The organism is Aeoliella fuhlenseeensis (genome assembly GCF_052161615.1).
GTDB lineage: Bacteria > Planctomycetota > Planctomycetia > Pirellulales > Lacipirellulaceae > Aeoliella.
Genome location: NZ_CP197417.1, coordinates 5,575,646 through 5,600,925 on the forward strand (window position 1 = coordinate 5,575,646; position 25,280 = coordinate 5,600,925).

Here is a 25,280-nt window from a genome sequence, read left to right on the forward strand (position 1 = left end):
GCCGAGGTCGCAAGACTTCGGGCCCAACGGCAGACAGCGAGTTTGCTACAAGTAACGCGGAGCAAAAAGCGTGGCTAAAGTACATGAAGAACGCCAACGCGGCGAACTGAACGAACACGTGGTGAAGATCAAGCGATGTGCCGCCGTGGTAAAGGGTGGTCGTCGTTTTAGTTTCGCTGCGATGGTGGTCGTTGGCGATGGCAACGGCAAAGTGGGCTGGGGCTACGGCAAGGCCAACGAAGTGCCGCCGAGCGTCGAGAAGGCCCGCAAGGAAGCCATGCGGAGCATGAACACCGTACCGATGGAAGGATCGACGATCCCCCATCAGGTGATCGGCAAGTTTGGTGCGGCCCATATCGTCCTGGTTCCGGCTTCGCCTGGTACCGGTGTGATCGCGGGTGCTGCGGTGCGTGCTGTGTGCGAAGCCGCCGGCATTCACGACATTCTCACCAAGAGCTTTGGTTCGAACAACGCCGTCTCGCTGGTCAAGGCGACCATCGAGGGCCTTAAGCAACTCCGTCCCCGGATGGAAGTAGAGCGACTCAGAGGAGTGACCCTATCATGATTTTGGACGACGTCCATCGCGGCATACAAAAAGGCCGCAAGCGCAAGCGTTTGGGTCGCGGCCCGGGTTCGGGACAAGGTAAGACCGCTGGCCGTGGTATGAACGGCCAAGGTTCGCGTGCCGGTACCTCGACCAAGCCGACGTTCCAAGGTGGCTCGATGCCGCTGGTTCGTCGCGTGCCCAAGCGTGGCTTCAACAATCGCTGGGGCCAAACGGTCATGGTGGTGAACGTTGGTCAGATCGACCAAGCGTTCGAAGCCGGTGCCGAAGTGACCCTCGAAGCGCTCGCCGCCAAGAACTTGGCGAAGGGCCGTTTCGACGTGCTCAAGGTACTGGGCGACGGCGAGCTCACCAAGAAGGTGAAGATCAGCGCTCATCGCTTCAGCAAGTCGGCCCTCGAGAAGATCGAGAAGGCCGGGGCCGAGGCGATCACTGTTCCGGGCAAGACCCCCGTTGCCGAGAAGATGAAGGCCACTCGCGCCGCCAAGGGCCTTCCTGCCCAGGGCAAAAGCGCCGGCAAAGCCGCCAAGCCAAAGAAGTAGTCATCGTGTCCAGCGAGCCGGAAATCATCAGCGCCCGGAGCGAACCACACTGTTCGCTTCGGGTGTTGACGCTTCCGGCTCCGTGTTTTAGCTGGCCTTGCAGTTACTCGTTTATTCACCGATAGTTATGGCTTGCGCTAGCTGCTCCCTTGGGAGCACCGGGCTCCACAAAACAACAAGCCATCTTCAGGCAGAATCCTGGTCATGTTCAAAAAACTCAAAATCGTCTGGTCGATCCCCGAGCTGCGGAACAAGATCCTGTTCACCATCGCTATGCTCGCGGTCTACCGGCTGGGTTACCAGATCCGCCTGCCGTTCATCGACCAGGCTGCTCTCGATCGCATGACAGAGGGCGATGGTGGCCTCAACCAGTTGCTCGCCACCGTGTCGGCCTTCTCGGGTGCGGGTCTCGAGCAGATCACCATCTTCGGCCTCGGCATCATGCCGTACATTTCGGCGTCGATTATCTTCCAGCTCCTCGGCAGCGTGATTCCGTCGCTCGAGCGATTGCAGAAGGAAGGCGAAGCGGGCCGCAAAAAGATCAACGAATACACTCGTTACGCCACCGTAGCACTCAGCTTGTTCCAAAGCTGGTTCTTCCTCCGTTCGTTCGCCATCAACTTCGTCGACCCAAGCTTCCTGGTACCCGACGCCAGCGGCAACATGTACCTGCCGTTTAGTTGGCAGATCGTCGCGGTGATGACGATGACCGCGGGCACCGTGTTCCTGATGTGGATCGGCGAGCAAATTGATGAGTACGGCATCGGCAACGGTATCAGCCTTATCATCATGGCGGGCATCCTCGCCAGCATGCCGGCCGCTGGCTGGAACTTGCTGCAGCAGTTCAGGCCCGAACTCGGCACCACCAACGGCATCGGCCCCGAAAAGCTTGTGCTCTTGGCCGCGATGTTTGTCGCGGTGGTCGTGGGCGTGGTGTTTATCACGCTCGGCCAGCGGCGTATTCCTATGCAAAGTGCCAAGCACATCCGCGGCCGCCGCGCGATGGGTGGCCAGAAGTCCTACCTGCCTTTGAAGGTCAATCAAGCCGGCGTTATGCCGATCATCTTCGCTTCGAGCTTGTTGATCTTCCCCCAGATCATCGCTCAGCAAATCGTGAAGATGCTGCCCGATACCAGCTGGTTCAAGGCACCCTTCGAATGGCTGAACAACGCCCTGGGCCACCAGACCTTCACGTACAACCTGCTGTACCTATTGCTGATCTACTTCTTCTGCTACTTCTGGACAGCCATTACGTTCAATCCCAAGGACATGGCCGACAACCTGAAGAACTTTGGCTCGTTCATCCCGGGCTACCGTCCCGGTAAGCGGACCGCCGATTACCTTGAGAAGGTGATGGTTCGCATCACCTACGTGGGTGCGGGCTTCCTGGCGTTGATCGCGATCATCCCCACCGTGGTTTCGGCCTCGCTGGGAGTGGACTACACGATTGCCATGTTCTATGGCGGTACAAGCCTGCTGATTGCCGTCAGCGTGGCCTTCGACTTGGTGCAGAAAATCGACAGCCATTTGGTGATGCGGAACTACAAAGGCCTGCTCGAGTAATTATCATAAGGGACAACTGGCGGCTGCAAGCTTGGCATCGGGTGCCGCTTGCATGGTGCCGCCAACGACTCGCGTTCCACGCCATCGCCGCACATCCCTCTGCGGCAGAGGAACCTACCAACCATGCGGATTGTGTTCCTCGGACCCCCCGGCGCAGGCAAGGGCACTCAGTCGGTCCGACTGGCCAAAGAACTCGGTATCGCCCATCTGTCGACGGGCGAAATGCTGCGGGCTGCCCGAGTGCGGCGGACCGATCTTGGTCTGCTGGTTGCCGATTATCTCGACAATGGCCAATTGGTCCCCGACCAGATGGTGCTCGACATCGTGGCCGACCGCACGGCGCTCGCCGATTGCCAGCCCGGCTGTATATTCGACGGTTTCCCCCGCACCATCGCCCAAGCCGAGGCGCTCGACCGCCTGCTGGCACAGCGTCACACGCCTTTGGACTTGGTGATCGAGCTGGTGATTGATCAGGGCGAACTGCTCAAGCGCCTGATGAAACGGGGCCGCGGGGATGATAACATGGCAACTATCCAGCAGCGCCTGCAGAGCTACGAGAACCAGACCGCGCCACTCGTGAAGTACTACTCCGAGCGTCGACTGCTCAACTCGGTGAACGCTGCCGGCAGCGCCGAAGATGTCTATAATGCCATTGTGGCCGCGGTCGAGTCGGTGAAGTAGCCGCCCCACCCCGCAGCACACAACCTCCAACGCTACGCAGCTCCGTTGATCCACCTGAAAAGCGAACGCGAAATCGCCAAAATGCGACAGTCGGGCCTTGCCGTTTGGCAGGCTCACCAGATCGCGGGGCGAATGGTCGCGCCCGGTGTCACCACCGCCGAGATCGATAAGGCGATCGAAGCCTACTTCGCGAAGCTCGGTGGCGAGCCGCTGTTCAAGAACTACCCTCATCACAGCAAGGGCAAGCCAAACTTCCCCGCGGTCACTTGCATGAGCCGCAACGAGGAAGTCGTCCACGGCATCCCCAACAACAAGCCGCTCAAAGAAGGCGACATCCTCAGCCTCGACACTGGCGTGCGGATCAATGGCTGGTGTGGCGACGCCGCGTTCACCTACGCCGTGGGCGAAATTGACCCCGACGTGCAGCGGCTGCTCGACGTCACCCAGGCCACGCTTAACATGGCCTTCGAGCTCATGCACACCAAAAGCAAGTGGAGTCAGATCGCCCGCGAGATGGCCGAGTACGTCTCCGACCATGGCTTCTCGACCGTCGAGTGCTTCGTCGGCCACGGCATCGGCAAGCAGATGCACGAAGACCCTCAGGTCCCCAACTTCCTCGGCCGCGCCCTGCGTGGCAGCGGCGACTTCCGCATCGAGCCGGGCCTGGTGATCGCGGTCGAGCCGATGGTCAACATGGGAACCAAACGCGTGAAGATGCTCCGCGATCAGTGGACCCAAGTCACCGCCGACGGCAAACCAAGCGACCACTTCGAGCACACTATCGCCGTGACCGACGATGGCCCCACGCTGCTGACGGTCGCCCCGCAGCCCGCGGAAGAAAAGCTGCTGCTGGTTTAGAAGCAGAGTCCCCTCTCCCGGACCCTCACCTGGGTGAGGGTCCGGGAGAGGGAACGTCAACCCTTACTTCGCGTCACCTTCTTCCGCCGCTTTCTTCGCAGCCGCTTGCTGCCTGAGTATTTCAATCGGCGAGAGCTTCTTCGCCGGTGTTGATTCGGGCGCTGCGGTACTCTCGGCAGTCGACGCCTCCTCGCTCACCGCCTTTTTGGCGGCCGCCTGTTGGCGAAGGAGTTCAATCGGCGAAAGCTTCGCCGGAGGTGTCTCCGCAGGTACGGGCGCTGCCGTGTCCTTCTTCGCGGCCGCTTGCTGTCGCAATAACTCCAGTGGCGAGATCTTCGCCTTGGGTTTCGCTTCGGCTTCGGAGGGTTGGTCGTCGTTGGTTTTCGCAGCAGCGGGCTTCACCACCTCCGGCTCCGCCGGCTTGGGGACGATCATCAGGTCGCGGAGGTCGATGTCGTACCACCCGACGTTATCGAAGTAGTGCACCCACTGGACGAGCGCCCGCCCGCTCATGTTCACGGTCTTCACCTGTCCCACAAGCCCCGCGAAACGCATCAGCTCGGGCCGCCGGCTCGCGATCGCCACGTACTGGTCGGTGTATTTCTGCTTGGCCGATTCGACCTCATCCATCAACATCGCGCTCATCTCTCGATTTCCAGGGCTTCCGATAGCGGGGGCTCGCCGGTCCGTATTTTCCTCGCAATTCGCCGGCGAACGCAAGAGTGTGTGGCGACCCACTCCGCGGGCCACTAAAATGGTGGGGTTGTCCAACTCCCACCTACGTTCACTGCATTTCGAGATTCTGACGCATGACCAGGCATTCCCTACTGCTTTGCACCCTTCTGTCACTCGCCGCGACCACCCAAGTCCACGCCGAGTACCAAAACGGCATCGAGTGGCAGCCCCCCAAGAAGATCACCCCCGGCAAGTCCGCCAGCGACGCCCCTTCGGACGCCGTGGTGCTGTTCGATGGCGAGAACCTCGACGAATGGAACGGTGGCGACAAGTGGAAGATCGAGAACGGCGAGGCCGTGGTCGGCCGGGGTGGCATCAGCACTAAGAAAGAGTTCGGCGACTGCCAACTGCACATTGAATGGTCGAGCCCCAACCCACCGTCGGGCGTAGGGCAGGGCTGTGCCAATAGCGGCGTCTTCATGATGGGCACCTACGAGATCCAGGTACTCGACTCCTACTCCACCGACACATACCACGACGGCCAAGCCGGCGCCGTCTACAAGCAGAAGCCCCCCGCGGTGAACGCCATGCGCAAGCCGGGCGAGTGGAACACCTACGACATCTACTGGACCGCCCCACGCTTTGACGAATCGGGCAAGCTCCTCTCGCCCGCCTATGTCACGGTCGTTCACAACGGCGTCCTCATCCACAACCATCTCGAACTGCTGGGCGACACTCCGTATCACCGGCCGCCCGAATACAACGCCCACGGCCCCAAGGGACCGATCTCGCTACAGGATCACGGCAACCCCGTTCGCTACCGCAACATCTGGGTCCGCGAGTACAAGCCGGCCGAGGGCAAGCAGGTCCGCGATCCCTACCTCAAAGATGGCGACAAGGAGACTCCCATTAAGACTTCGAACACCTCGTCGATGCACGGCAATTGGAAACTCGTCTCGCTCGCCGGCGCTGCGGTGAAGACGGATGGCGACACGCCGACGCTCGACATCAGCAACGAAGGGAGCGTCTCGGGCTCGACGGGTGTCAATCGCATGATGGGCAAACTCGCCGGTGACGACAGCGACAAAATCTTTGGCCCCATCGCCAGCACCAGGCGTGCCGGCTCGTCCGAGTCGATGAAGCTCGAATCTAACTTCACACGCGCTCTCGCTGCCACCACGCGCTATGAGGTGACCGATGGCAAGCTCCATCTCTTCGCCGGCGACCAAGAAGTGGCCATCCTCGAGCCCGCGACGAAGTAGCGAGCGCTGTGGGAGGGCTCTCCGAGCATAATAGCCTCAAGCCGAGCTCAGCCAGCCCTGAACCCATCTACTATTTTTACACTAGGCCTCCGATCATGACCCAACGAACCCTCGGCTTGTGCGGGCTCGTCCTTTTTCTCGCCATTACCCCCGTCCACGCCGTCGAGTACCTCACCGGCCTCAAGTGGCAGGAACCGCCTGTCGTCGCCCCGGGCGCGGCGAACAGCGATCCCCCCGCCGACGCCATCGTGCTGTTCGATGGCAAGAACTTTGACGAATGGAAGGGTGCCGACAACTGGAAAATCGAAGACGGCACCGCCGTGGTCGGCAAAGGCATGATCACCTCGAAGCGGGAGTTCGGCGACATCCAGCTTCACATTGAATGGGCGGCCCCGAAAGAAGCGAAAGGGCAGGGGCAGGGTCGCGGCAATAGCGGCGTCCACCTGATGGGCCGCTACGAGATCCAGGTGCTCGACTCGTTCAACAACAAGACCTACGCCGATGGCCAGGCCGGCGCGATCTACAAGCAATCGCCCCCGATGGCCAACGCCACGCGCCCGCCCGGCGAGTGGAACACCTACGACATCTTCTGGACCTGCCCCCGCTACGCCGAAGATGGCACGCTCGAATCGCCAGCCTACATCACCGCCATGCACAACGGCGTGCTTATCCACAACCACTTCCCGCTCTTAGGCGACACCCCGTTCAATCGCCCCCCGCGCTACGACAACTTCGGCCCCAAGGGCCCCATCTCGCTGCAAGACCACACCAACCCGGTTCGCTATCGCAACATTTGGGTCCGCGAAATCAAACCCGCCGTCCCCGAGCGTGTCCGCGAGCCCTACTTGCTCGACGGCAACAAAGAACGCCCCATCCCCACCGATCAGAAGCCCGTCTCGATCACCGGCCAGGTAACCATCAATGGCCAGCCGCTCGCCGGTGGCTCCATCAGCTTCTCGCCCCCCGTCGGCGGCCGCACGTTTTCGACCACTACCAACGACCGCGGCGAGTACACCATCGAACCCACCGCCGGCATGAGCACCTCGCTGTACAACGTCACGATCCAAAGCAAAGAGGGAACCAAGACGAAACTCCCCGCCAAAGTCCAAAAACCGACCACCACCGACCTCAGCGTCCGCACCCGCGCAGGCACCAACGAATTCGACTTCGAACTGGAGAGCAAATAACGGTTTAGTAAATCCGCCCGCGAATGAAGAACGGAAGAAACCCAAAAAAACAGAACTCCCCACCATTCCACGAAGGTAACGCTAAGGCCAACCAAGCATCCCCATCCGTGCCCATTCGCGTGATTCGCGGGCAAGAAGTACTGCAAATCCGTGCTTCCTCCGTGTTCATCCGTGGCTAAATCGCTTCAAGCCTTTGCACTTTGAAACTTTGCACTTGCCCGGAACTCCCCATGCCCACCCCGCGCATCGAAATCCATTACTGCACCCAGTGCCGCTGGCTGTTGCGTTCGGCGTGGATGGCGCAAGAACTCCTGACGACCTTCGAGCAAGAAGTTGGCGAGGTCGCCCTCATTCCCGCCACCGGCGGGCTGTTCGAGATCCATGTCGACAACCACCGCATCTGGTCCCGCGCCGACGACGGCGGCTTCCCCGACATCAAAGCCTTAAAAGCCTTGGTCCGCGACCGCATCGCCCCCGAGAAACCACTCGGCCACTCCGAACCGAAACCCGAGTAGCCTACCGTCGCCGGCACGCTTTCGCCCAAACCACTGCCCGCGAATCACGCGAATGGTCGCGAATAATGACGCCCCTTTCTCATGGCTACCCCGCAGGGGTTCCGTATGTCAGCCCAGGGTTGCACGGGGGCGAGTTCCACGAGCCATCGGGCTACCCTGGGTTAGCATCCGATACGTAACGGCGGTCGAGCGATCAACTCCCCATTGGCCGGAGCGCTGCCGAGACCGCAACGAATCCGCACTCTGCCACCAAAACGAATTCGCCCCTTCCAACTCCATAACGGAATGAATTCCGTTGTACGATTCGCGCCCGATGAACTACCGACTCGTCCTCTTCGACTTCGACGGAACGCTCGCCGACTCGTTTCCGTTCTTCCTACAAGTATTCAACGAGCTCGCCGCCGAGCACGGATTCAAGGCCATCGATCCGGCAACCGTCCCGAGCCTTCGCCATCACACCGCCCGGCAGATGATGAAGCACGTCGGCATGCCTTTCTGGAAACTGCCGATCGTGGCGAAGAGCTTTATCGCTCGCATGCGCGCCAGCGTCTCCTCCATCCAGCGTTTCGACGGTGTCGACGACCTGCTCAAGCACCTGGTCGCGAACGGTGCCACGCTAGCGATCGTCACCTCCAACTCGCTCGACAATGTGCACGCCATTCTCGGCCCCGATAACATGCGACTTGTCTCTCACTTCGAATGCGGCATGTCGATCTTCGGTAAACCAGCCCGAATCCAACGCGTCCTCCGCCAAACCCGCATCCCCCGCGAAGCCGCCATCTACATCGGCGACCAACTCACCGACCTCGAAGCCGCCCACAAAGTCGGCATCCCCTTCGGCGCAGTCTCCTGGGGCTACGGCACCCTCGAATCGATGCGAACGCACGGCGCCGACCACGAATTCGAATCAATGTCCGAGCTGAAGAATTTTGCCGGCGAGCCACTGCCCGCGAATCACTCAGATAGACGCGAATAAGAGCCCCACCGGCCTCACACCTACCCCGCAGGGGTTTCGTATGTCAGCCCAGGGTTGCACGAGGGCGAGGTACACGAGCCATCGGGCTACCCTGGGTATGGGTCATGGAACCAATCTCCTTCACTACTCTCCTTCGCTGCGCTTCCCACCTCGAGAACGGAATCAATTCCGCTGTACGGCTCCCAGGGTTCGCTGGGCGTCATACCCATTTTTCCCCTGATTTTCTGCACCCAACTATTTCCACTTTTTTCAAAAAAGTGACTAGAAAGCGCGCTTCGGGTGTGTTCTGATGCACATGTCCTCCAAAGCGATGGACATATGTTCTTTGGCAACTTGAAATGCTGATAAAACGGTCGGCGAGGAGTGGGGCGTGCGATCAACGTGCGCGATAAGGCAAGCCGTGAACCGCCGGGTCGGCGCGGAGCTTGAACCGGCCTACGGGGGGTAAAGTCGCACCTGCGGGATCCCCCTGCGACATTACTCGCGGGTGCGACGCTAGGCCTCTCTTCGCAAAGCGTTGGGGCGACACGCGTTAAGTCAAAACCGCCACAGGGCGGGAAAATAATAAAGTCGCACCCAATGCGATGTTGGCAAAACGCGACAAAACTCCCGCGTCGAGAAGGGGGCTCGGCTTGCTAGAGAGGGAGCGTTTTCGCAAGTTTGGGCAGGTTTTTCGTCCGCTCGCGAGGAACGCCCCCCTAATTCGCCCGGTTGAAGCACCTTGCCAAGGCGTGGTACGCTGGAGCGATTTTACCCGCTTCCCGAGCGACCGCCGGACGACCTCACCCAGCCCAACCTACCACTTTAGCCCCGCCAGCCAACCTCATGCCTCGCCGCGACGACCTCCACAAGATCCTCATCATTGGCTCCGGTCCTATTGTTATTGGGCAGGCGTGCGAGTTCGACTATTCGGGCACGCAGGCGTGCAAGGCGCTTCGCGAGGAAGGTTACGAAGTGGTGCTGGTGAACTCGAATCCGGCGACCATCATGACCGACCCCGCGACGGCGGATCGGACCTACATCGAGCCTTTGACTTGGGAGATCGTCGAGAAGATCATCGCCCGCGAGAAACCCGACGCCCTGCTCCCAACGCTGGGTGGTCAAACGGGTTTGAACCTGGCGATGGCGCTCGAAGCGAAAGGGGTGCTCAAGAAGTACGGCGTCGAAATGATCGGCGCGAACGCCGATGTGATCGACAAGGCGGAGAATCGCGAACGATTCAAGGCAGCGATGGAAAAGCTGGGCCTCGGCGTGTGCAAAGGCAAGACGGTCCAGACGATCGAAGCCGCCCGCGAGTGGCTTGAAGAAATCGGACTCCCCGCGGTGGTGAGGCCGAGCTTCACGATGGGTGGCTCGGGAGGTGGCATCGCGTACAACCGGCAAGAGTTCGACCACATGGTTCGGCACGGGCTCGACCTGTCGCCGACCACCGAGGTGCTGATCGAGGAGTCGATCCTCGGTTGGAAAGAGTACGAGATGGAAGTGATGCGCGACGTGGACGACAACGTCGTGATCATCTGCTCCATCGAAAACTTCGACGCCATGGGCATTCACACGGGCGACTCGATCACGGTCGCCCCTGCTCAGACGTTGACCGACAAAGAATACCAGCGGATGCGAGACGCGAGCCTCGCCGTGATTCGCGAGATCGGCGTCGAGACGGGTGGTTCGAACATCCAGTTCGCGATCAATCCCGACGACGGGCGAATGGTGGTGATCGAGATGAACCCGCGCGTGAGCCGCAGCAGTGCCCTGGCGAGCAAGGCAACAGGTTTTCCGATCGCGAAGATCGCCGCGAAACTCGCGGTGGGTTATCGCCTGCACGAACTGCCCAACGACATCACCCGCGAAACCACCGCGTGCTTCGAGCCCTCGATCGACTACGTGGTGACCAAGATTCCGCGGTTCGCGTTCGAGAAGTTCCCCGACGCCGACGACAAGCTCACGACGCAGATGAAGAGCGTGGGCGAGACGATGGCGATTGGTTCGACGTTCAAGGAGAGCTTTCAAAAGGCTCTGCGAGGACTCGAAGTCGGAGCCCATGGTTTCGGTTGCGACTCGAAGGACCTGTGGTACAACGCCGACGGCACGCCGGGCGACCTGCGTCCGAGCGAAGAAGAGATCCGCGCCAAACTTCAATCCGCCGGCCCCGATCGCGTGTGGTACTTGCGCTATGCCCTCAAGCTCGGTTTGAGTGTGGATGAGATCTACGACCTGACGGGCATCGATCGCTGGTTCATGGATAACCTGCTGGAAATCGTCGAGACGGAAAACAAGCTCCGCGAGTTCGCCAGCAAGGGTACTGGATTGTCGGCACTCCCCGACGACGAGTTGCGAACGGCAAAGCGACAAGGTTTTTCCGATCGACAGATTGGAACGATCTTCGGGCTCAAGGACATGGAAGTTCGCCAGGATCGACTCAAGCGTGGCATTCGCGCGACGTTCAAGTCGGTCGATACGTGTGCCGCGGAGTTCGAGGCTTACACGCCGTACTTCTATTCGACCTACGAAACCGAAGACGAAACGCCGGCGAAGGGGGACAAGAAGCGGATCATGATCCTCGGTGGCGGCCCGAATCGCATCGGGCAGGGCATCGAGTTCGACTACTGCTGCTGCCACGCGAGCTTCGCGCTTCGTGAGCTGGGCATCGAGTCGATCATGGTCAACTCGAACCCCGAGACGGTGAGCACCGACTACGACACCAGCGACCTGCTTTTCTTCGAACCGCTGACCGTGGAAGACGTGCTCAACATTTGCGACTGCGTCGAACCGGATGGGGTGATCGTTCAGTTCGGCGGGCAAACGCCGCTGAACTTGGCGCGGGCTCTCCAGGATGCGGGCGTGCCGATCATTGGAACGAGCGTCGACGCGATTGAAGACGCCGAAGACCGCGACAAGTTCCACCAGCTCATCACGCGACTCGGCCTTAAGCAGCCGCCGGGCGGTATTGCTCGCACAATGGACGAAGCCCGCGGACTCGCCGTGGAGATTGGCTTCCCTGTGCTCGTGCGGCCGAGCTTCGTGCTCGGTGGTCGGGCGATGGAGATTTGTTACGACAACGCCCAACTCGACCAGTACGTGGCCCAGGCGTTCATCGCCGCCGAAGGTCAGCCGGTGCTGATCGATAGCTTCCTCGAAGCGGCGACCGAAGTGGATGTCGACGCGGTTTCGGACGGCGAGACAGTCATCGTGCCGGGCATCATGGAGCACATCGAGGAGGCCGGGGTTCACTCGGGCGACTCGGCGTGTGCGATTCCGCCGTACAGTTTGCCTGGCCCGGTGGTGGCGGAGATTCGCGCCGCAGCCGTGGCGATTGCGAAGGAGCTCGATGTTCGCGGACTGATGAACGTGCAGTTCGCCGTGCAAGACGACGCCGATGGTCGCCCTCAGGTGTACGTGATCGAAGTCAATCCGCGAGCTAGCCGCACGGTGCCATTTGTTGCGAAGGCAACTGGTCTACCGGTGGCAAAAGTGGCGGCGAAAGTGATGGCGGGCGTTTCGCTCATCGAGCAAGGAATAACAGAAGACCCCACTCCAGCGCATGTGAGCGTGAAGGAAGCGGTGTTCCCGTTCATCAAGTTCCGCGGCGTCGACATCGTGCTCGGCCCCGAGATGCGGAGCACGGGCGAAGTGATGGGCATCAGTCCGCGGTTCAGCATGGCGTTCGCGAAGAGTCAGCTCGCCGCGGGTACGGTGCTGCCCACCGAAGGGAAGGTGTTCGTGAGTGTCGCCCCGAAGCACAAACCGCAAGCGGTGGAACTCGCCCGGCGATTGTCGAACATTGGTTACGGCATCCTCGCCACGCGCGGTACCGCCGACGCCCTCGAAGCAGGGGGCGTGAAGTGCGAGCGAGTGAAGAAGCTGCAGGAAGGCCATCCCAATCTGCTCGACTACCTCGCCGACAATGACGTGGCGCTGGTGATGAACAGCCCCATGGGCAAAGGTGCCCGAACGGACGAAGGAAAGATCCGTGCGGCAGCCGTCGCCGCGGGCGTGCCGTGCCTCACGACCATCGACGCGGCAGAAGCCGCGACCAAGGCGATGGAGGCGCTGCGTGAAGAAGAGATGCAGGTCGAGAGTCTGCAAGAGCGGTTTGGCGTTTAACAGTTAGGTGTTGCCGCCGCGATCGAGCCGCTGGCGAAGCGTCTGGGTGCCGATCGCGCGATAGTTGGCAATGTCGTGCCATGACGCGTACGCCTTGACTCTGTCGATATCGGCTTCGGTCCACGGGCTCTCGAGTGCCTTCTTGAGAGTGCTTGCGAACTCATTGGCGCTGGCGACATTGCAGGTCCATCCGAGTCGCTCGCTTTCGACAACGTAACCGATGCTGCCCGTGTTGGTAGTCACCGCGGGGCGGCCATTCGCAGCGGACCAAACGATGACACTCGAACGACCGGCGTGATTGTGGGTGCCGTTAGCAAACACGTCTGGAGCAGCCGCGCAAGTGAACATCTCCTCGTCATTCAAGTAGCGGTCGATCGAGAGAATGCGACCCGCCGCGCGAAGCGAAGCGAACTCGGAGCGGGCGAGTGCGGCATGGGCGCCTTCGTCGTGCGGACCAGCGAGCAAGAGACGATCGCCCGCGTCGGGGCGAAGTTCCGAAAGACGGCGAAAGGCATTGAGGATGTAGGACACACCTCGCAGTTCGCCAATCATGCCGATGGCGGCGATGAGCTTTCCGTCGACGGGTAGTCCCAATCGCTCGCGGGCTTGATGTTTTGACATCGGTGCTTGAGGCACCAGCGGGGCAGGGGACAATCGCACTTGCCCTCGATCGCCTGGCTTCGCGTGGTGCCTGCCGTACTCGGCACCGTACTCGTCGAGCATCAGGATCCCATCGAAGTGCCCGTCTCGCAGCATACGCCGAAAGAGGAAGCGGCGAAATCGATCCACGGGGCGATGGGCATTCGGGTAGGTGAAGCCACCGCGGATCAGGTACGTATCGGCGGTAACTTCTCGAGGCCACGAGCGACGGCCCGCGAGTCGCATCACTTCGGTGAGCCACCACACGGCGTCGCCCATCATCACGTACAAATGATCGGGGCGGTATCGCTTCACCATTGCCGCGCATTCGCGGTACTGATGCCAGTTGCGATTGAACATCGATCCCTTGCAGCGAACGCAAGTCGTCTCGACCTGCGTTCGTCCGAGCACCGGTTCGAGCATCAACTTGAACGAAGGCTCCTCGAGTGTCTCGGGGACCGTGGCGAGGATCACTTCGACGGGTAACTCCAGGATGGCTGGCAATAGCCGGGAGAGGTCGGCCATGTGATGGCCGTCGGGAACCGGTTCGTAGAGGAGAACACGCATGCGGAAGGGAATTGGGTCGGTCTTATCTGGCGGACGGCAGGTCAGAACGTATTATAGCCGCACGGAGGCGTGCACGTCGGGGCAGTCAAGTTACCAACGCCAGCCCGACAGCGAGCAGGGACCACTATACCCCCCTTCGCCAATTCGGCATAGACAATCGGACATGGCAAGAGCGGAGACGGCTCGCTCACCAGCCGGGAAGCGGCCGACCACCAGATCGACTGGACCGGCGACCGGCATTAAGAAGGCTTCCTTCGCCACGGGACCAAGGCGCATAAACTGGCAACGACGGCAAGGGACGCGCCGGTCGGTTCGGGGATGGTCAGCCAAACAGCATTGCTAAGAAGCTCGGTCGTGCCGAAGTGGCTCTTCCACAAATCGTAATCTTTGAAATCAACGACGTTATCTTCGTTGGCGTCGGCGGCGATGTTTCCGGACTGGCCCAAGGAGTCGCGCCACACGGTGTAGTCGCCGACGTTCACCACTCCATCGCGATTAAAATCGCCGACTATTCCGTCGGAGACAAGCACCAACGTCGTGACGCTGAACGCGGGCATCGTGTACTGGAACGCATTGAGCCGATTGAGTTCGACGTTTTGCTTCTGCTCGGGTGTGGTCGTCGCGCTGGTGAGCTGATAGACCTCGGCGTGATCGAAGATGCGATCGTGGGTAACCGCGATGCCCGTGGTGATGGCGGCTCCCGTACGATTGATCGCCACGACGATCATTCGATTGGGATCGCTTTCATCGAGACTTGCGTAGATCGCCGAGCTGGCGATGTTCGATGTATCGGCTTCGATGGAAGTGCTGCCAAAGCTGTTACCCTGACCATCGTAGTTGAGGTACATGTCGAACGCGCCGTCGATGTAGGTCCCCCCGCCCCAGATGTTGGCGGCGAACACTCCTTCGCGGCCGAAGATGCCGAGCGCGTCGGCCTGTGCAATGGCGCCCGAGATGTGATTGTTGCCGCCGCAGTTGTACTCGGTGATGGCGATCTTGGTGCCCGGATTGAAGTCGTCGATATCGCGTTGCACTCGCGACAACAATCGAATCGGTCCCTTGTTGCCGGGCGATCCCTGCCAGGTGCCCCATTGGCTGATCCAACTATCTTCGACATACGTAGGATCCCACAGCGAGCGAGTGGCTTGGACGCGAGCAGCAACGGCGGCCGGCGTGGCGACGTCGCCCGTAATCCGCTGGCCATCGGCATAGACTTCGGTGTACCAGTGGAGGTCGAGCACGTCCATCAGTTCGCGGCCCTGCGCGATCTCGGCGTTACGAACTTCGCGGAGCAGCCACTCGTGGTAGTGCATCTCGCCCGACTGATCACCGCCGGGATGCGAGGGGTTGGTAACCGCATCCGGCGCACCGGACAGATTGGTGAAGTCGGTCCACCCGTAACCAACTCCCCCAAACACCAGAGCATTTGGGTTCACGTCTTTGATCGCCCCCGCATGTGCGATGGTCTTCTCGCGAAGCTCGGCGAACGTCACCGCGTAGGGATGGATGGTCGGGTGCGTGCGACCTCCCGAGCTCGCCGGCACGGCGGGGACCGGCGGATTCTCCCACGGACGAGGCTGGGAGCCCGACTGCCAACCCGATGGGAGCGCCTCGCCCCACAGTCCGATTTCGTTATCGAGGCTGTAGAAGATCGGCTGATCGGGCGATTTGAAATCTTCGACCCAGTGGACGAACTCGTCGGTGAAGACGTAGCCGTCCGACTTATTGGGATTCGTAGATAGTGACGAGCCGGGATAGATGGTCGACTTCTTCGCCACGACTTCCTTCCATCGCGGCGAGGGAGCGATCTCCGTTTCGTCGACGGTTCCGTTGCCGTCAGCCGCGACGTAGCCCGCCATCGGTACGGTGACTAGTACCGCTTGCTGGTTGGCTGCCGCCGATTGGATCATCCCCCGCACGGCCGATCCTGGTGGATCGTTGGGTCCGGACGCCATGCCGAAGTCGTTGTGATGGTACCAGTCGCTGCCAGCGTTCGAGGCATTGTTCTCCCAGTTGTAGCCCGTGAGCCGATTGCCGCCGCTTCGATTGAACCGGGCGTTCTCGACCTCGCCAAAGTTCGTTCCATAGATCCAAGGCGAGATGACTTTGATGTCGTCGCCGGAATCAATGGTGAACTGGACGCTGCCGCCGCCGGGACTGTCGGGCGTGATGGCGCAGGCCGACGCAGCGAGCCATGTCCAGCAGATGACTGCCTCAAGCGTTCCGCCGAGGCGAGCGCGGCTCGGCAATCTCACAGACACTCTCGCCCCTCGATTCGGTACCGCTACCATCCACCATCCTGTCTGTAAGCCCTACAGCGCAATCGTCAAAGCCTCGCACATCTAAGCCGGGCAACCGCGTGAACGCCGTGGCTAACTAGTCTTGCGAGAACGGACACTCCTCGCACCAATCGCCGCCGCGGCGCCGCCGAGGAGCACCAACAGCGCCGAAGACGGCTCGGGCACTTGGGAGACCCAGGTGATGTTATCGAGATAGTATCGCGGATCGTACGGTTGCACGGCGGGATTATTAGCATCCCACTCCCAAGCGTAACCTGGGGCCAGATTGATGGACAGGTTCCAGAAGGTTGCATCCAGATCGAAGGGCTGCAAGCCCGCGAGCGGAATCGACACGTGCTGTACGGTGTTCTTCAGTGACGTGTCGATCGTCGGCGTTGCGTACTTGTTCACGGTGCCGTTGACGCCGCCTCCCACCTGGAGCTCGATGGCGATTTGCTGACCAGCGTTGTTCGGAATCCAGGCACTGTCGATGATGACATCGAAGTCGAGTGACGAACTGGCATTCCAAGTGGCAACAGTAACGTCGGGAGTTGCCCAGTTTTGGCTAGTGATTTGCCCATAGTACTGTTGCGGCTTCACTTCCAACCATTGGCTGGATTCGCCCGACGGTATGGACGTGGTGAAGACAGGCATGCCGCCGTAGTTGAACCACCCTTCGGTCCCTCCGTTGTAGTTTCCACCCGGATCAAAATCGGAATGGACGACATCGGCCGTAGCGGTCGCACTCAGCAGCGCCATGCCTAAGGAGATGGCGAGCGCCCTGCAGCTGCAAGTAGCGCGGTACTTCATTGCTCTCATTGGTTCTAGTCCTCTCAAAGGGTGCCGAAACGTTTAGTTCTGCCGCAACACAGGGTAAGGTAAATGGAAAAGCGACTGACTTGGAGCGAATGCAAAAGGCGACTTGCTCGTGTCAGTCCATCCCTTCCGTACTGGACGTTTCCTTGAAAGCCTCGCCGTTTCGCGTGCCCGCGCTGTTGAACACGTACATGTCGATGTCGTACCCAATCGACCTCACCGAACCATCGGCGAAGGCGGCGTTGAACACGCTGGAGTGCGCGGCGCCGAAAAGATACGCCTGATTGTCCTGTCCCTTCGACTGCGAGTTTTGCATCAACGGGGGAAAGGTACCATCGGGTGCGGGCGGTGTGCTGGTGAGTCGTACGGTGTCGGGATCCCAACCATCGAGCCAACCGCGGTCGTCCGATGGTCCACCCCCTTCGTACTCCTCGCCGTACACCCACTTCTCGCCGATCATCATTGTGTTGCTCAACCCATCGGTGATCTTCGCCGGCCGAACGGGACCCGGCACACCAGTAGCGAACTCGCCGGGGGCGTTGGACTGTACGCTCGCAAGACTCGACGGTTTGGATATCGAAACTCGCCACGGGGAGCGAACGATCACGCCATCGTACACGCCGTTGTTGGGTGGCCCGCTACCATTCCATCCACCGGCCCGGGTGGCCCAAAACGCGGCGTACATCCGCTGATGAACTTCGCCGTCCCGGACCGGATCGACCAGCGTGGCGAGGGTCGCACTCAACCTGGTCGCGGGATGCGACGCAGCGTAGTCCATCAGGTACCCAGGGCCATAGAACTGACTTTGGTAGAGCGTAGGCGGGCGACGCGAGGGGCAATTGAACATGGGCATGGGCGAAGCTTGCAACTGCAATGTGTTGCCTTGGCCTTGGATGTTACCCGCCTCGATGAAGGGCAAGATCTGAAACGCCCAACTCATTCCCTGCTTCTTCGGGCCGAACGGTTTGTTTCCAACCATGTACCACTCGGCGGGTTCGCCGAACGTGGCACCCCCCGTCGGAAAGACGCTGTGCGTCGAGAGGTGGTTTTGCATCGCTAGGGCGATGTTCTTCAGGTTGTTCTTACACTGCGTTCGTCGCGCGGCCTCTCTAGCGGCCTGCACCGCAGGGAGCAGTAGCGCGACGAGGATGCCAATGATGGCAATGACCACCAAGAGTTCGACGAGTGTGAATGCGCGACGCATCTGGAACTCCCAAAATCGGATCGAGCTTGCCCCGCAGACCTGCCCCGCGGTGAGCGATTCCGTTATGTTTCTAGCCCTAACCACGGTGACGTCGGCGGACCGAAACGCCGGCGGCCATCGCCAGCAGCGCGAGCCCCACGGTCGACGGCTCCGGCACGTTCACCGACGCCAGGAGCGTGCCTGCGGTGTTTCCAAACTGCGACTTCCAGAACGCGTAGTCTTCGGCCGTGACTTCTCCGGGCGTGACGTCGGTTCCCTCGTTGGGTAGCGTCACCGTGGCACCAAGATTGTCACGCCACACCGTGTAGTCGGCGAGATTGACGATCCCATCGTTGTTGTAATCGCCTGGTGCGGCTGGCTTCTCGCTGAACTCGATCTTCAAGTTGTCAAGCGTGATCGAGTTGCCAACCGCGAAGGGATACTCGCCTCCACCGCCAAACAGCTGAATCACCCAGGTCGCGTCGTCGAAGAACCTTGGAATGTCTCCAGCAACGCTCGAAGTTGGCGTCCCCGCATCGAGGCGGAAGGAATTGGTCGTGAAGCCATCGCCGTTATCGACGAGGGTAATAGGCAGGATGTAGGTATCGAAGCCGTCCACCATATCGCCATCGGAGTTCACGTCGACGCCGAAAGTGGTTTCGTAGTCCGGATCGTAGACCACGAAGTTGCCTCTCAGGGCCACTTCGCCCCACGCACCTTCCGAGCGCACATCGGCGCTGAAGACCCAGTTGCCCGGTTCGGTGCCTCCTTCGACACCCCCTCCCGCGCGAAAGTCTGGTCCGAAAAAGCCGGCAAACATCCCAAGACCGAAGAAGTAGTAATCGGCTGCGGCAGAAGTATCGAAGGAGATTTTGTAGGCCTGCTGAAATTCGCCGAGGCCATCTGTGGAGATCTCTTGGGGAAACGTCGGGTTAAATGGATCGGTCCCGCTACCAACACCACCGTACGTGTAAGACACGGCGGCCGGTTGTCCGGGGCCAGGAAACTCCCCTTCGAAATCTTCGGAATAGGCGATCTGCGCGCTCGCAGTGAGTGGCATGAACCCCAGCAATAAGACAGCAAGGAACGGAATCGTACGCATGAGTTTTGCTCTCAGTTCACTTGGATTAACTGCATAATCGCTTAGATAAGCTCGGTGTAGTCGCCGCCGCAAGAAAGCCGCGGGGCCACCAATCCCTCTGCACCCCTCCGAACGCTCAAACCGCGAAGCGATCCCCGAGTCACTAGCCCGCGGCGTTGAGATCGGTGGTGGTGCTTTACTCTCGCTGTGGCTGCGCGCTGCCCGCCATTCCCTGAGTGGGCGATGGGCCGAGGACTGCTGCCCAGTTGTCCTCGGCACCACCGCCACGGTCAGGTTCGAGGGCGTTTTGGATGCCCCCCACCAGAGTTTGGAAATCGCCAGCATTGGCGATGACGGCAATCTCTGGAGTTGACTGCCCCATGATCTACTCGCCTCGATGTTGTTGTCACGTCCGCCGGCAGCCACTCACTCGGCCATTCGTGCAACGCCTTCCCTCGCTGGAGAAGGCTTCGGATAAGGTCTTGATGAGGTACCGCCACCCATCATTTAGCGTCCGCGGCGCAAATCTCTCGCTGTGTCTAAAAATTTTCGCGAGATTCTCCCCCGAGTGGCTAAAATCTCGCGGGCAAACTCCAGATTGCCACGCGGCGGCGCGCGAAACCGGATTAAACTGCGGCTTCACGCACGCATTGTCACCCCGGCAGGACGGCCAGCTTCTCTAAATCTCATCGCACGGTGCACGCAGTGCTAGACCCGAAAACCAACACCGCGGCGGAGCGAAACACGCAGTTCGTCAAACTGCTGACCTCGCATCAGCCCCAGATTTACGCTTACATCTCGTCCGCGCTGTGCGGCGATACGGCGGCGGCCGACGTGCTGCAGGAGACCAACTTGTCGCTCTGGGCTCAGGTGGAGCGATACGACTTTGACCGCCCCTTCCTCGCGTGGGCGTTTGGGTTCGCCCGGCAGCAAGTGATGGCCTACCGGAAGACTTGTAGCCGCTCGCGACTGGTGTTCTGCGAAGAGGTTGTCGACAAAATTGCTGAGCACTGCTTGCTGACCTCGGACACGGTGGACGATCGCCTTGCGGCGCTCGATCGCTGCATGAAGCGGCTTAGCCCGTCGCAGGCCGAACTCGTACGCGAGCGATACTCTTCCAAGGTACCCGTTCAAACGATCGCCGAACGCCTGGATGTTCCGGCACACGCTATCTCTTCACGACTACACCGTATCCGTAAGTCGCTGGCGATGTGCGTTCAGCAGACTCTCGCGACGGAGGTTCGATAGATGGAAGCTGAAGAACGCGATTTTGTTCGACTCACGCGCCTCGTGATAGACGATCTGGCGACCGACGACCAGCGGGCCGAACTCGCGCGACTGTCGCAGACGCATCCTGAACTTGTTTCGTCGGTGGTGGACCTGCTGACGATCGATGCTTTACTCAAGTGGAGAAGCGGCGACATCACGGCGGGGCAGTCGACGACACCGGTTGCTACGCCAGCACCTGTTGGCCACCAGCAGCGCGATCGACGGCTGAAGAGTCGATTGTGGACCGCCGTGCTGGCAGCAACGGTGCTGATCGCGGCGGGAGTGGGCGTGTGGACTGCCTTGCCCCATCGCTCGAACGACCTTCTACTAGCCGACATCGTCGACGCTCGCCGAGTCGTGTGGGAAGACTCGACCACCGCGCTCTCGACTCGCGAAGGGGTGCGGCCAGGTCGACTCTCGTCGTCGAGCGGCGAGTACACCTTGCAGTTCCGCGACGGGGCAAGCCTACGGGTGGTGGGGCGTGCGTCGCTGGACATCAAGTCGAAGATGCTCGTGCGTCTGGACCACGGCCAAGCCACCGCTCGCGTGCCCCACGAGAGCCGGGGCTTCACCATCGAGTCAAATACGGTGGACGTTATCGACCGGGGGCCGGAGTTTGGCATGGCAGTCGATGGTGACAACGTCGACGTGGTGGTGTTCGATGGCGAGGTCGACATCAAGTCGAATCTTGATCAGGCGGCCGGCGGAAAGCGACTGACGCAAGGCGAAGCGATCCAGATTGACGGCCAAGGGGCGATCGACCGCTTGATGGATATCTACCGCGATACCGAAGGCCGTTGGTGGAAGGGCGAATCTCCCAGCGACAGTGGCCACGTAATTGCGCGGGTCACCGACAACATTGGCGGTAGCTCCGAAGTCTATTCGTGCTACCAGACCACTTACAAAGGAATGCAAGACGACGTGCTGGCGTACAGCGATAATCCTCACCATCAATGGAACTCGCTCACGGCGGAAGGACTTCCGGATTTCCTGCGTGGTGCCGACTACATTCGCTCATTCAATCACTACCGCTACATGCAGTACTTCGAGATGACGGTCGAGCTATCGACGCCGGCGAATCTCTACGTGTTCTCCGACAATCGAATTCCGCCACCCGACTGGTTGGTCGAGCAGTTCGAGGACACGGGCGTCGACATCGGCCTCGACGAAGGGCCTTGGGAAGATGAAATCCCTGCCGAGTATCGCAAACTAGACATCAACACCACCGACAAAGGCCCGGGCAAGAGCATCGACAATGTGTTCAGCGTCTGGCGACGCCGCTGCACCGATACCACGCCCATCACTCTTGGCAGCGCCGGAACGTGGACCGGCAATGAAGGGCACGGCCGCGCCATGTACGGCGTCGCCGCGACGCCGCTGGAAGTGGAAGCACCCGAGAAGTCGGAGCGGCCGTCGCGCATCGACATCTAAATCCCGTGGTGTCCTATCCCCAGACGCCGCTCCATCGCGTCCCGCGGCGGAGTCGTATCGTAGAATCTCGCCTTCGCTATGCTAATCCTCCGCCATCCACCGAGTTGCTGCGCTGTGCCCGCGGCATTGGCGTTTGGCCTCGCAATTGCGATGGTCTCGTCTGCGGTATCGGCCCACGAAGCGCGAACCGTCGACTTCAATCACGGTTGGCGGTTCGAGCGGGGAGAGAACACCGAGGCGAAGCACACTACGTACGACGATTCCGACTGGACGACGGTCGACACGCCGCACGACTGGGCCATCGCGGGTCCTTTTGAGACGAAGGCACATGGGTACGCGGGCAAACTTCCTTGGTGGGGGATCGCTTGGTATCGCAAGTCGCTCAAGCTCGATCCCGCCGACGCAGGATCCAAGGTTTACTTAGATTTCGATGGCGTCATGGCCTGCCCACAGGTGTACGTCAACGGCGAGCTCGCCGGCGAGTGGGACTATGGCTACACGCCGTTCCGCATCGACCTGACGCCCCACCTGCACTTCGACCAGCCGAACGTGATTGCCGTCCGAGTCGACACCACCAAACACGGCACGCGCTGGTACCCCGGCGCAGGCATTTATCGCAAAGTCTCGCTCTCCATCTGCCCGCCGGTCCATTTGGCGCGTCACGGAACGTTCGTGACGACGCCGAAGATTACTAACGACCGCGCGGAGATTCTCGTCGAGAACGAGATCGACAATCACCTCAGCACCGACGAGCTTTGCGGGCTGGAAATCACGGTGTTATCACCAACTGGCGAGGAATTGGGGCGACAACGTACCGAAGTGAACGCCACCGCGAACAATACCGCCACGGCCAGCAATCGCTTTGCGATCGACAAGCCCGAGCGATGGGACTTGGCGACGCCGCGGCTACACACCATCGTGACGCGGCTGTTGATGGGCGGCCGGGAAGTCGAGCGTCGGGAGACGAAGTTCGGCATTCGCACCGTCGAGCTCACTGCCAACAAGGGACTGCTGCTCAACGGCAGGCGCGTGCCGCTGCGTGGCGTGAACCTCCACCACGATCTTGGACCTCTTGGTGCTGCGTTCAATCGTCGGGCGGCGGAACGGCAACTCGACATTCTGCAGGACATGGGGGTCAACGCGATCCGCACCGCGCATAATCCGCCGGCCGCGGAGTTCCTCGACTTGTGCGACGAGCGGGGCCTGCTTGTGTGGAACGAGTTGTTCGACAAATGGAACGACACGTCCGACCGCGCCTCTACGGCGCCCTTCGAACCCTACTTCGCACGTCATGCCGCCGCCCTGGTGCGGCGAGATCGCAACCATCCGTCGGTTATCCTATGGTCGATCGGCAACGAGATCATCGAGGCCCCGCACGATCCCGAAGGGCTTACCAAGGAGCGAGTGTCGCAAGCAAGAAAGGCCATGCTCGCCCATGACCCCACGCGCCCGGTGGGATTGGCGTGTCATATTCCGAACGCGGCTGATTCTGGGGTGCTCGACGAACTCGATTTCACCGGCTGGAACTACCAAGCCCGTTACGATCGGGCGCGAAAAGCTTACCCGTCGAAGCCGATCATCTACAGCGAAACGGCATCCACCGTTTCTACCCGTGGCGATTACCGTCTTCCGCTCATGGGAACGAAGTGCGAGTTCCTCGACGAGCCGGTGGTGAGTGCCTTCGAGTTTTCGTCGCCGGCTTGGGGCGACATTCCGGAGGTGGAGTTCGAACGCCTTCGCCGCGACGACTACTTGCTGGGCGAGTTTGTGTGGACAGGGTTCGATTACTTGGGCGAGCCGACGCCGTTTGATCAAGCTGCGCGAAGCTCCTATTTCGGCATCATCGATTTAGTGGGGCATCCTAAGGATCGCTTCTATCTTTACCGAAGTCTCTGGCGGCCCGATGTTCCGACAGTACACTTAGCGCCCCATTGGAACTGGCCAGGCCACGAAGGCCGACCCGTGCCGGTGATTGCTTACACCAATGGCGACTCCGCCGAGCTATTCGTGAATGGCAAGTCGCAAGGCATCCGCCGCAAGGGCGAGGCGCCAACCCCGGCCGAGGACTTGGCCGTCGATAAGCCGTCACATAACCGTGGCGCGGAACCGTCGTCGCAGGTGGATCTCGTCACTCCAGGCCGCGTCCGAGCGATCGTCGTCGACTTTGCCCGCGAAACGAAGCTGTATGGGTACCGCATCGAAGTAATGAAGGCAGACGGCGAGTGGCAGGAAGTCGCCTCGCACGCGGCCACGATCTACCCGATGTGGGGCGGCGTGAAAGAAGCCGTGCATCGAGTGGATGCCGAGGGGAGCAAAGTTCGTGTCATGTTTGGCGATTGCCTCGAAGATGTCGAACGGTGCGCTGCCGACGTTCGTGTTTACGCCGAAGAGTACGAGTCGCCGTACTATCGTCCAACGTACGACTACCGACTTCGCTGGAATAACGTGGTTTACGAACCAGGCTCGCTACGCGTTGTGGCGTACAAAGATGGACAGGTCATCGGCGAGGACGAAGTTCATACCGCTGGCCCCGCCGCGAAGCTATCGCTCACCGCCGATCGTGACCAACTCTCGGCGAGTGGCGAAGACTTGGCGTTCGTTACCATCGACGCCCGCGACGACACCGGCGTCTTCTGTCCCCACGCGGACAACCTGGTGCGGGTCGAGGTAACCGGTGCCGGCAAACTGGTCGCCCTCGGGAACGGCGATCCCACGTCGATGCGAACGTTTCACGAAAACTCGGTTGCACTCTTCGGCGGCAAGGCGATTGCCATTGTTCGTCCCACGGCAGGCGATGGCGGAGAGATCCGCATTACCGTGAGCGGCGGGGAACTAGGCAGGGGCGAATCGACTCTGCACTCGCATCGCACAAAGAACTGAAGCTCTATTGCTCATCGTGTCGAACCGCGGGACAGCGCAATTCGACACCGCCTTGCTCGCCCAACGCGGCGGTCACGCGCAGGGTATTCCCACGATACTCGTTGAGGATCGCGTGCGGCAAAGGGGACCTAGTCGTCCCGGCTAGAGAACGAGAGAATACGCTCGGTTGCACTCTCGAACTTCCCACCGCACCATCGTGGGCGCTGC

The 25,280-nt window shown here is 60.6% G+C and carries 20 protein-coding genes and 1 pseudogene; 14 read left to right on the top strand and 7 right to left on the bottom strand.

Features of this window, described 5'->3' with window-relative positions; translation table 11 throughout:
• The first annotated feature begins 70 nt into the window (after window positions 1–70).
• The 5 genes from rpsE (at window position 71) to map (ending at window position 4,209) form a co-directional block, all read left to right on the top strand.
• Window positions 71–565, top strand: a complete 495-nt coding sequence (gene rpsE, locus SH292x_RS21945) for a 30S ribosomal protein S5 (RefSeq protein WP_442483167.1) — start codon at window positions 71–73, stop codon at window positions 563–565.
• Window positions 562–1,107, top strand: coding sequence for a 50S ribosomal protein L15 (gene rplO / locus SH292x_RS21950; RefSeq protein ID WP_442483168.1), 546 nt, complete (start codon window positions 562–564; stop codon window positions 1,105–1,107). Before rpsE ends, rplO begins: the two co-directional genes overlap by 4 nt.
• 204 nt (window positions 1,108–1,311) lie before the next feature.
• Window positions 1,312–2,670: a preprotein translocase subunit SecY gene (gene secY / locus SH292x_RS21955; RefSeq protein WP_442483169.1), complete on the top strand. Its 1,359-nt coding sequence runs from the start codon at window positions 1,312–1,314 to the stop codon at window positions 2,668–2,670.
• A gap of 123 nt (window positions 2,671–2,793) precedes the next feature.
• On the top strand, window positions 2,794–3,351 hold the full coding sequence (locus tag SH292x_RS21960) for an adenylate kinase (protein WP_442483170.1): 558 nt from the start codon (window positions 2,794–2,796) through the stop codon (window positions 3,349–3,351).
• A 45-nt stretch (window positions 3,352–3,396) separates the two neighbouring features.
• Window positions 3,397–4,209, top strand: coding sequence for a type I methionyl aminopeptidase (gene map / locus SH292x_RS21965; RefSeq protein WP_442483171.1), 813 nt, complete (start codon window positions 3,397–3,399; stop codon window positions 4,207–4,209).
• Between the two features lie 63 nt (window positions 4,210–4,272).
• Here map and SH292x_RS21970 read toward each other — a convergent pair whose 3' ends face one another.
• Window positions 4,273–4,854, bottom strand: coding sequence for a hypothetical protein (locus tag SH292x_RS21970; protein ID WP_442483172.1), 582 nt, complete (start codon window positions 4,852–4,854; stop codon window positions 4,273–4,275).
• Between the two features lie 164 nt (window positions 4,855–5,018).
• Between SH292x_RS21970 and SH292x_RS21975 the strand changes: the two are divergent.
• The 6 genes and pseudogenes from SH292x_RS21975 to carB form a co-directional block, all read left to right on the top strand.
• A pseudogene (locus tag SH292x_RS21975) lies at window positions 5,019–5,795 on the top strand (3-keto-disaccharide hydrolase); the annotation flags it as partial.
• Between the two features lie 21 nt (window positions 5,796–5,816).
• A complete protein-coding gene (locus SH292x_RS21980; RefSeq protein ID WP_442485878.1) occupies window positions 5,817–6,146 on the top strand; it encodes an META domain-containing protein in 330 nt (109 codons plus the stop codon).
• A gap of 95 nt (window positions 6,147–6,241) precedes the next feature.
• On the top strand, window positions 6,242–7,333 hold the full coding sequence (locus SH292x_RS21985; RefSeq protein WP_442483173.1) for a family 16 glycoside hydrolase: 1,092 nt from the start codon (window positions 6,242–6,244) through the stop codon (window positions 7,331–7,333).
• A gap of 230 nt (window positions 7,334–7,563) precedes the next feature.
• Entirely contained in the window at window positions 7,564–7,848 is a 285-nt protein-coding gene (locus tag SH292x_RS21990; RefSeq protein WP_442483174.1) for a SelT/SelW/SelH family protein, read from the top strand.
• A gap of 313 nt (window positions 7,849–8,161) precedes the next feature.
• Window positions 8,162–8,824: an HAD hydrolase-like protein gene (locus SH292x_RS21995; protein WP_442483175.1), complete on the top strand. Its 663-nt coding sequence runs from the start codon at window positions 8,162–8,164 to the stop codon at window positions 8,822–8,824.
• An 825-nt stretch (window positions 8,825–9,649) separates the two neighbouring features.
• A complete protein-coding gene (carB, locus tag SH292x_RS22000) occupies window positions 9,650–12,928 on the top strand; it encodes a carbamoyl-phosphate synthase large subunit (RefSeq protein ID WP_442483176.1) in 3,279 nt (1,092 codons plus the stop codon).
• 3 nt (window positions 12,929–12,931) lie between these two features.
• Here the strand turns inward: carB and SH292x_RS22005 are convergent, their stop codons facing one another.
• The 6 genes from SH292x_RS22005 to SH292x_RS22030 all read right to left on the bottom strand — a co-directional run bounded on the left by SH292x_RS22005 (window position 12,932) and on the right by SH292x_RS22030 (window position 19,875).
• On the bottom strand, window positions 12,932–14,134 hold the full coding sequence (locus SH292x_RS22005) for a glycosyltransferase (RefSeq protein WP_442483177.1): 1,203 nt from the start codon (window positions 14,132–14,134) through the stop codon (window positions 12,932–12,934).
• A 239-nt stretch (window positions 14,135–14,373) separates the two neighbouring features.
• The gene (locus tag SH292x_RS22010) at window positions 14,374–16,389 is read right to left on the bottom strand and encodes a glycoside hydrolase family 44 protein (protein WP_442483178.1); all 2,016 of its coding nucleotides are present in this window, start codon (window positions 16,387–16,389) and stop codon (window positions 14,374–14,376) included.
• Between the two features lie 117 nt (window positions 16,390–16,506).
• The gene (locus SH292x_RS22015; RefSeq protein ID WP_442483179.1) at window positions 16,507–17,232 is read right to left on the bottom strand and encodes a PEP-CTERM sorting domain-containing protein; all 726 of its coding nucleotides are present in this window, start codon (window positions 17,230–17,232) and stop codon (window positions 16,507–16,509) included.
• Between the two features lie 112 nt (window positions 17,233–17,344).
• Window positions 17,345–18,433, bottom strand: coding sequence for a DUF1559 family PulG-like putative transporter (locus tag SH292x_RS22020; RefSeq protein WP_442483180.1), 1,089 nt, complete (start codon window positions 18,431–18,433; stop codon window positions 17,345–17,347).
• A gap of 76 nt (window positions 18,434–18,509) precedes the next feature.
• The gene (locus SH292x_RS22025; protein WP_442483181.1) at window positions 18,510–19,514 is read right to left on the bottom strand and encodes a PEP-CTERM sorting domain-containing protein; all 1,005 of its coding nucleotides are present in this window, start codon (window positions 19,512–19,514) and stop codon (window positions 18,510–18,512) included.
• 175 nt (window positions 19,515–19,689) lie between these two features.
• Window positions 19,690–19,875: a hypothetical protein gene (locus SH292x_RS22030; protein WP_442483182.1), complete on the bottom strand. Its 186-nt coding sequence runs from the start codon at window positions 19,873–19,875 to the stop codon at window positions 19,690–19,692.
• A 323-nt stretch (window positions 19,876–20,198) separates the two neighbouring features.
• Here SH292x_RS22030 and SH292x_RS22035 point away from each other — a divergent pair, with 323 nt between their 5' ends.
• The 3 genes from SH292x_RS22035 to SH292x_RS22045 all read left to right on the top strand — a co-directional run bounded on the left by SH292x_RS22035 (window position 20,199) and on the right by SH292x_RS22045 (window position 25,073).
• Window positions 20,199–20,741, top strand: coding sequence for a sigma-70 family RNA polymerase sigma factor (locus SH292x_RS22035; RefSeq protein WP_442483183.1), 543 nt, complete (start codon window positions 20,199–20,201; stop codon window positions 20,739–20,741).
• Entirely contained in the window at window positions 20,742–22,193 is a 1,452-nt protein-coding gene (locus SH292x_RS22040) for a FecR domain-containing protein (RefSeq protein ID WP_442483184.1), read from the top strand.
• A 78-nt stretch (window positions 22,194–22,271) separates the two neighbouring features.
• Window positions 22,272–25,073 carry a glycoside hydrolase family 2 TIM barrel-domain containing protein gene (locus tag SH292x_RS22045; protein ID WP_442483185.1) on the top strand — a complete coding sequence of 934 codons (2,802 nt, stop codon included), beginning with the start codon at window positions 22,272–22,274 and terminating at the stop codon, window positions 25,071–25,073.
• Window positions 25,074–25,280: the final 207 nt, after the last annotated feature.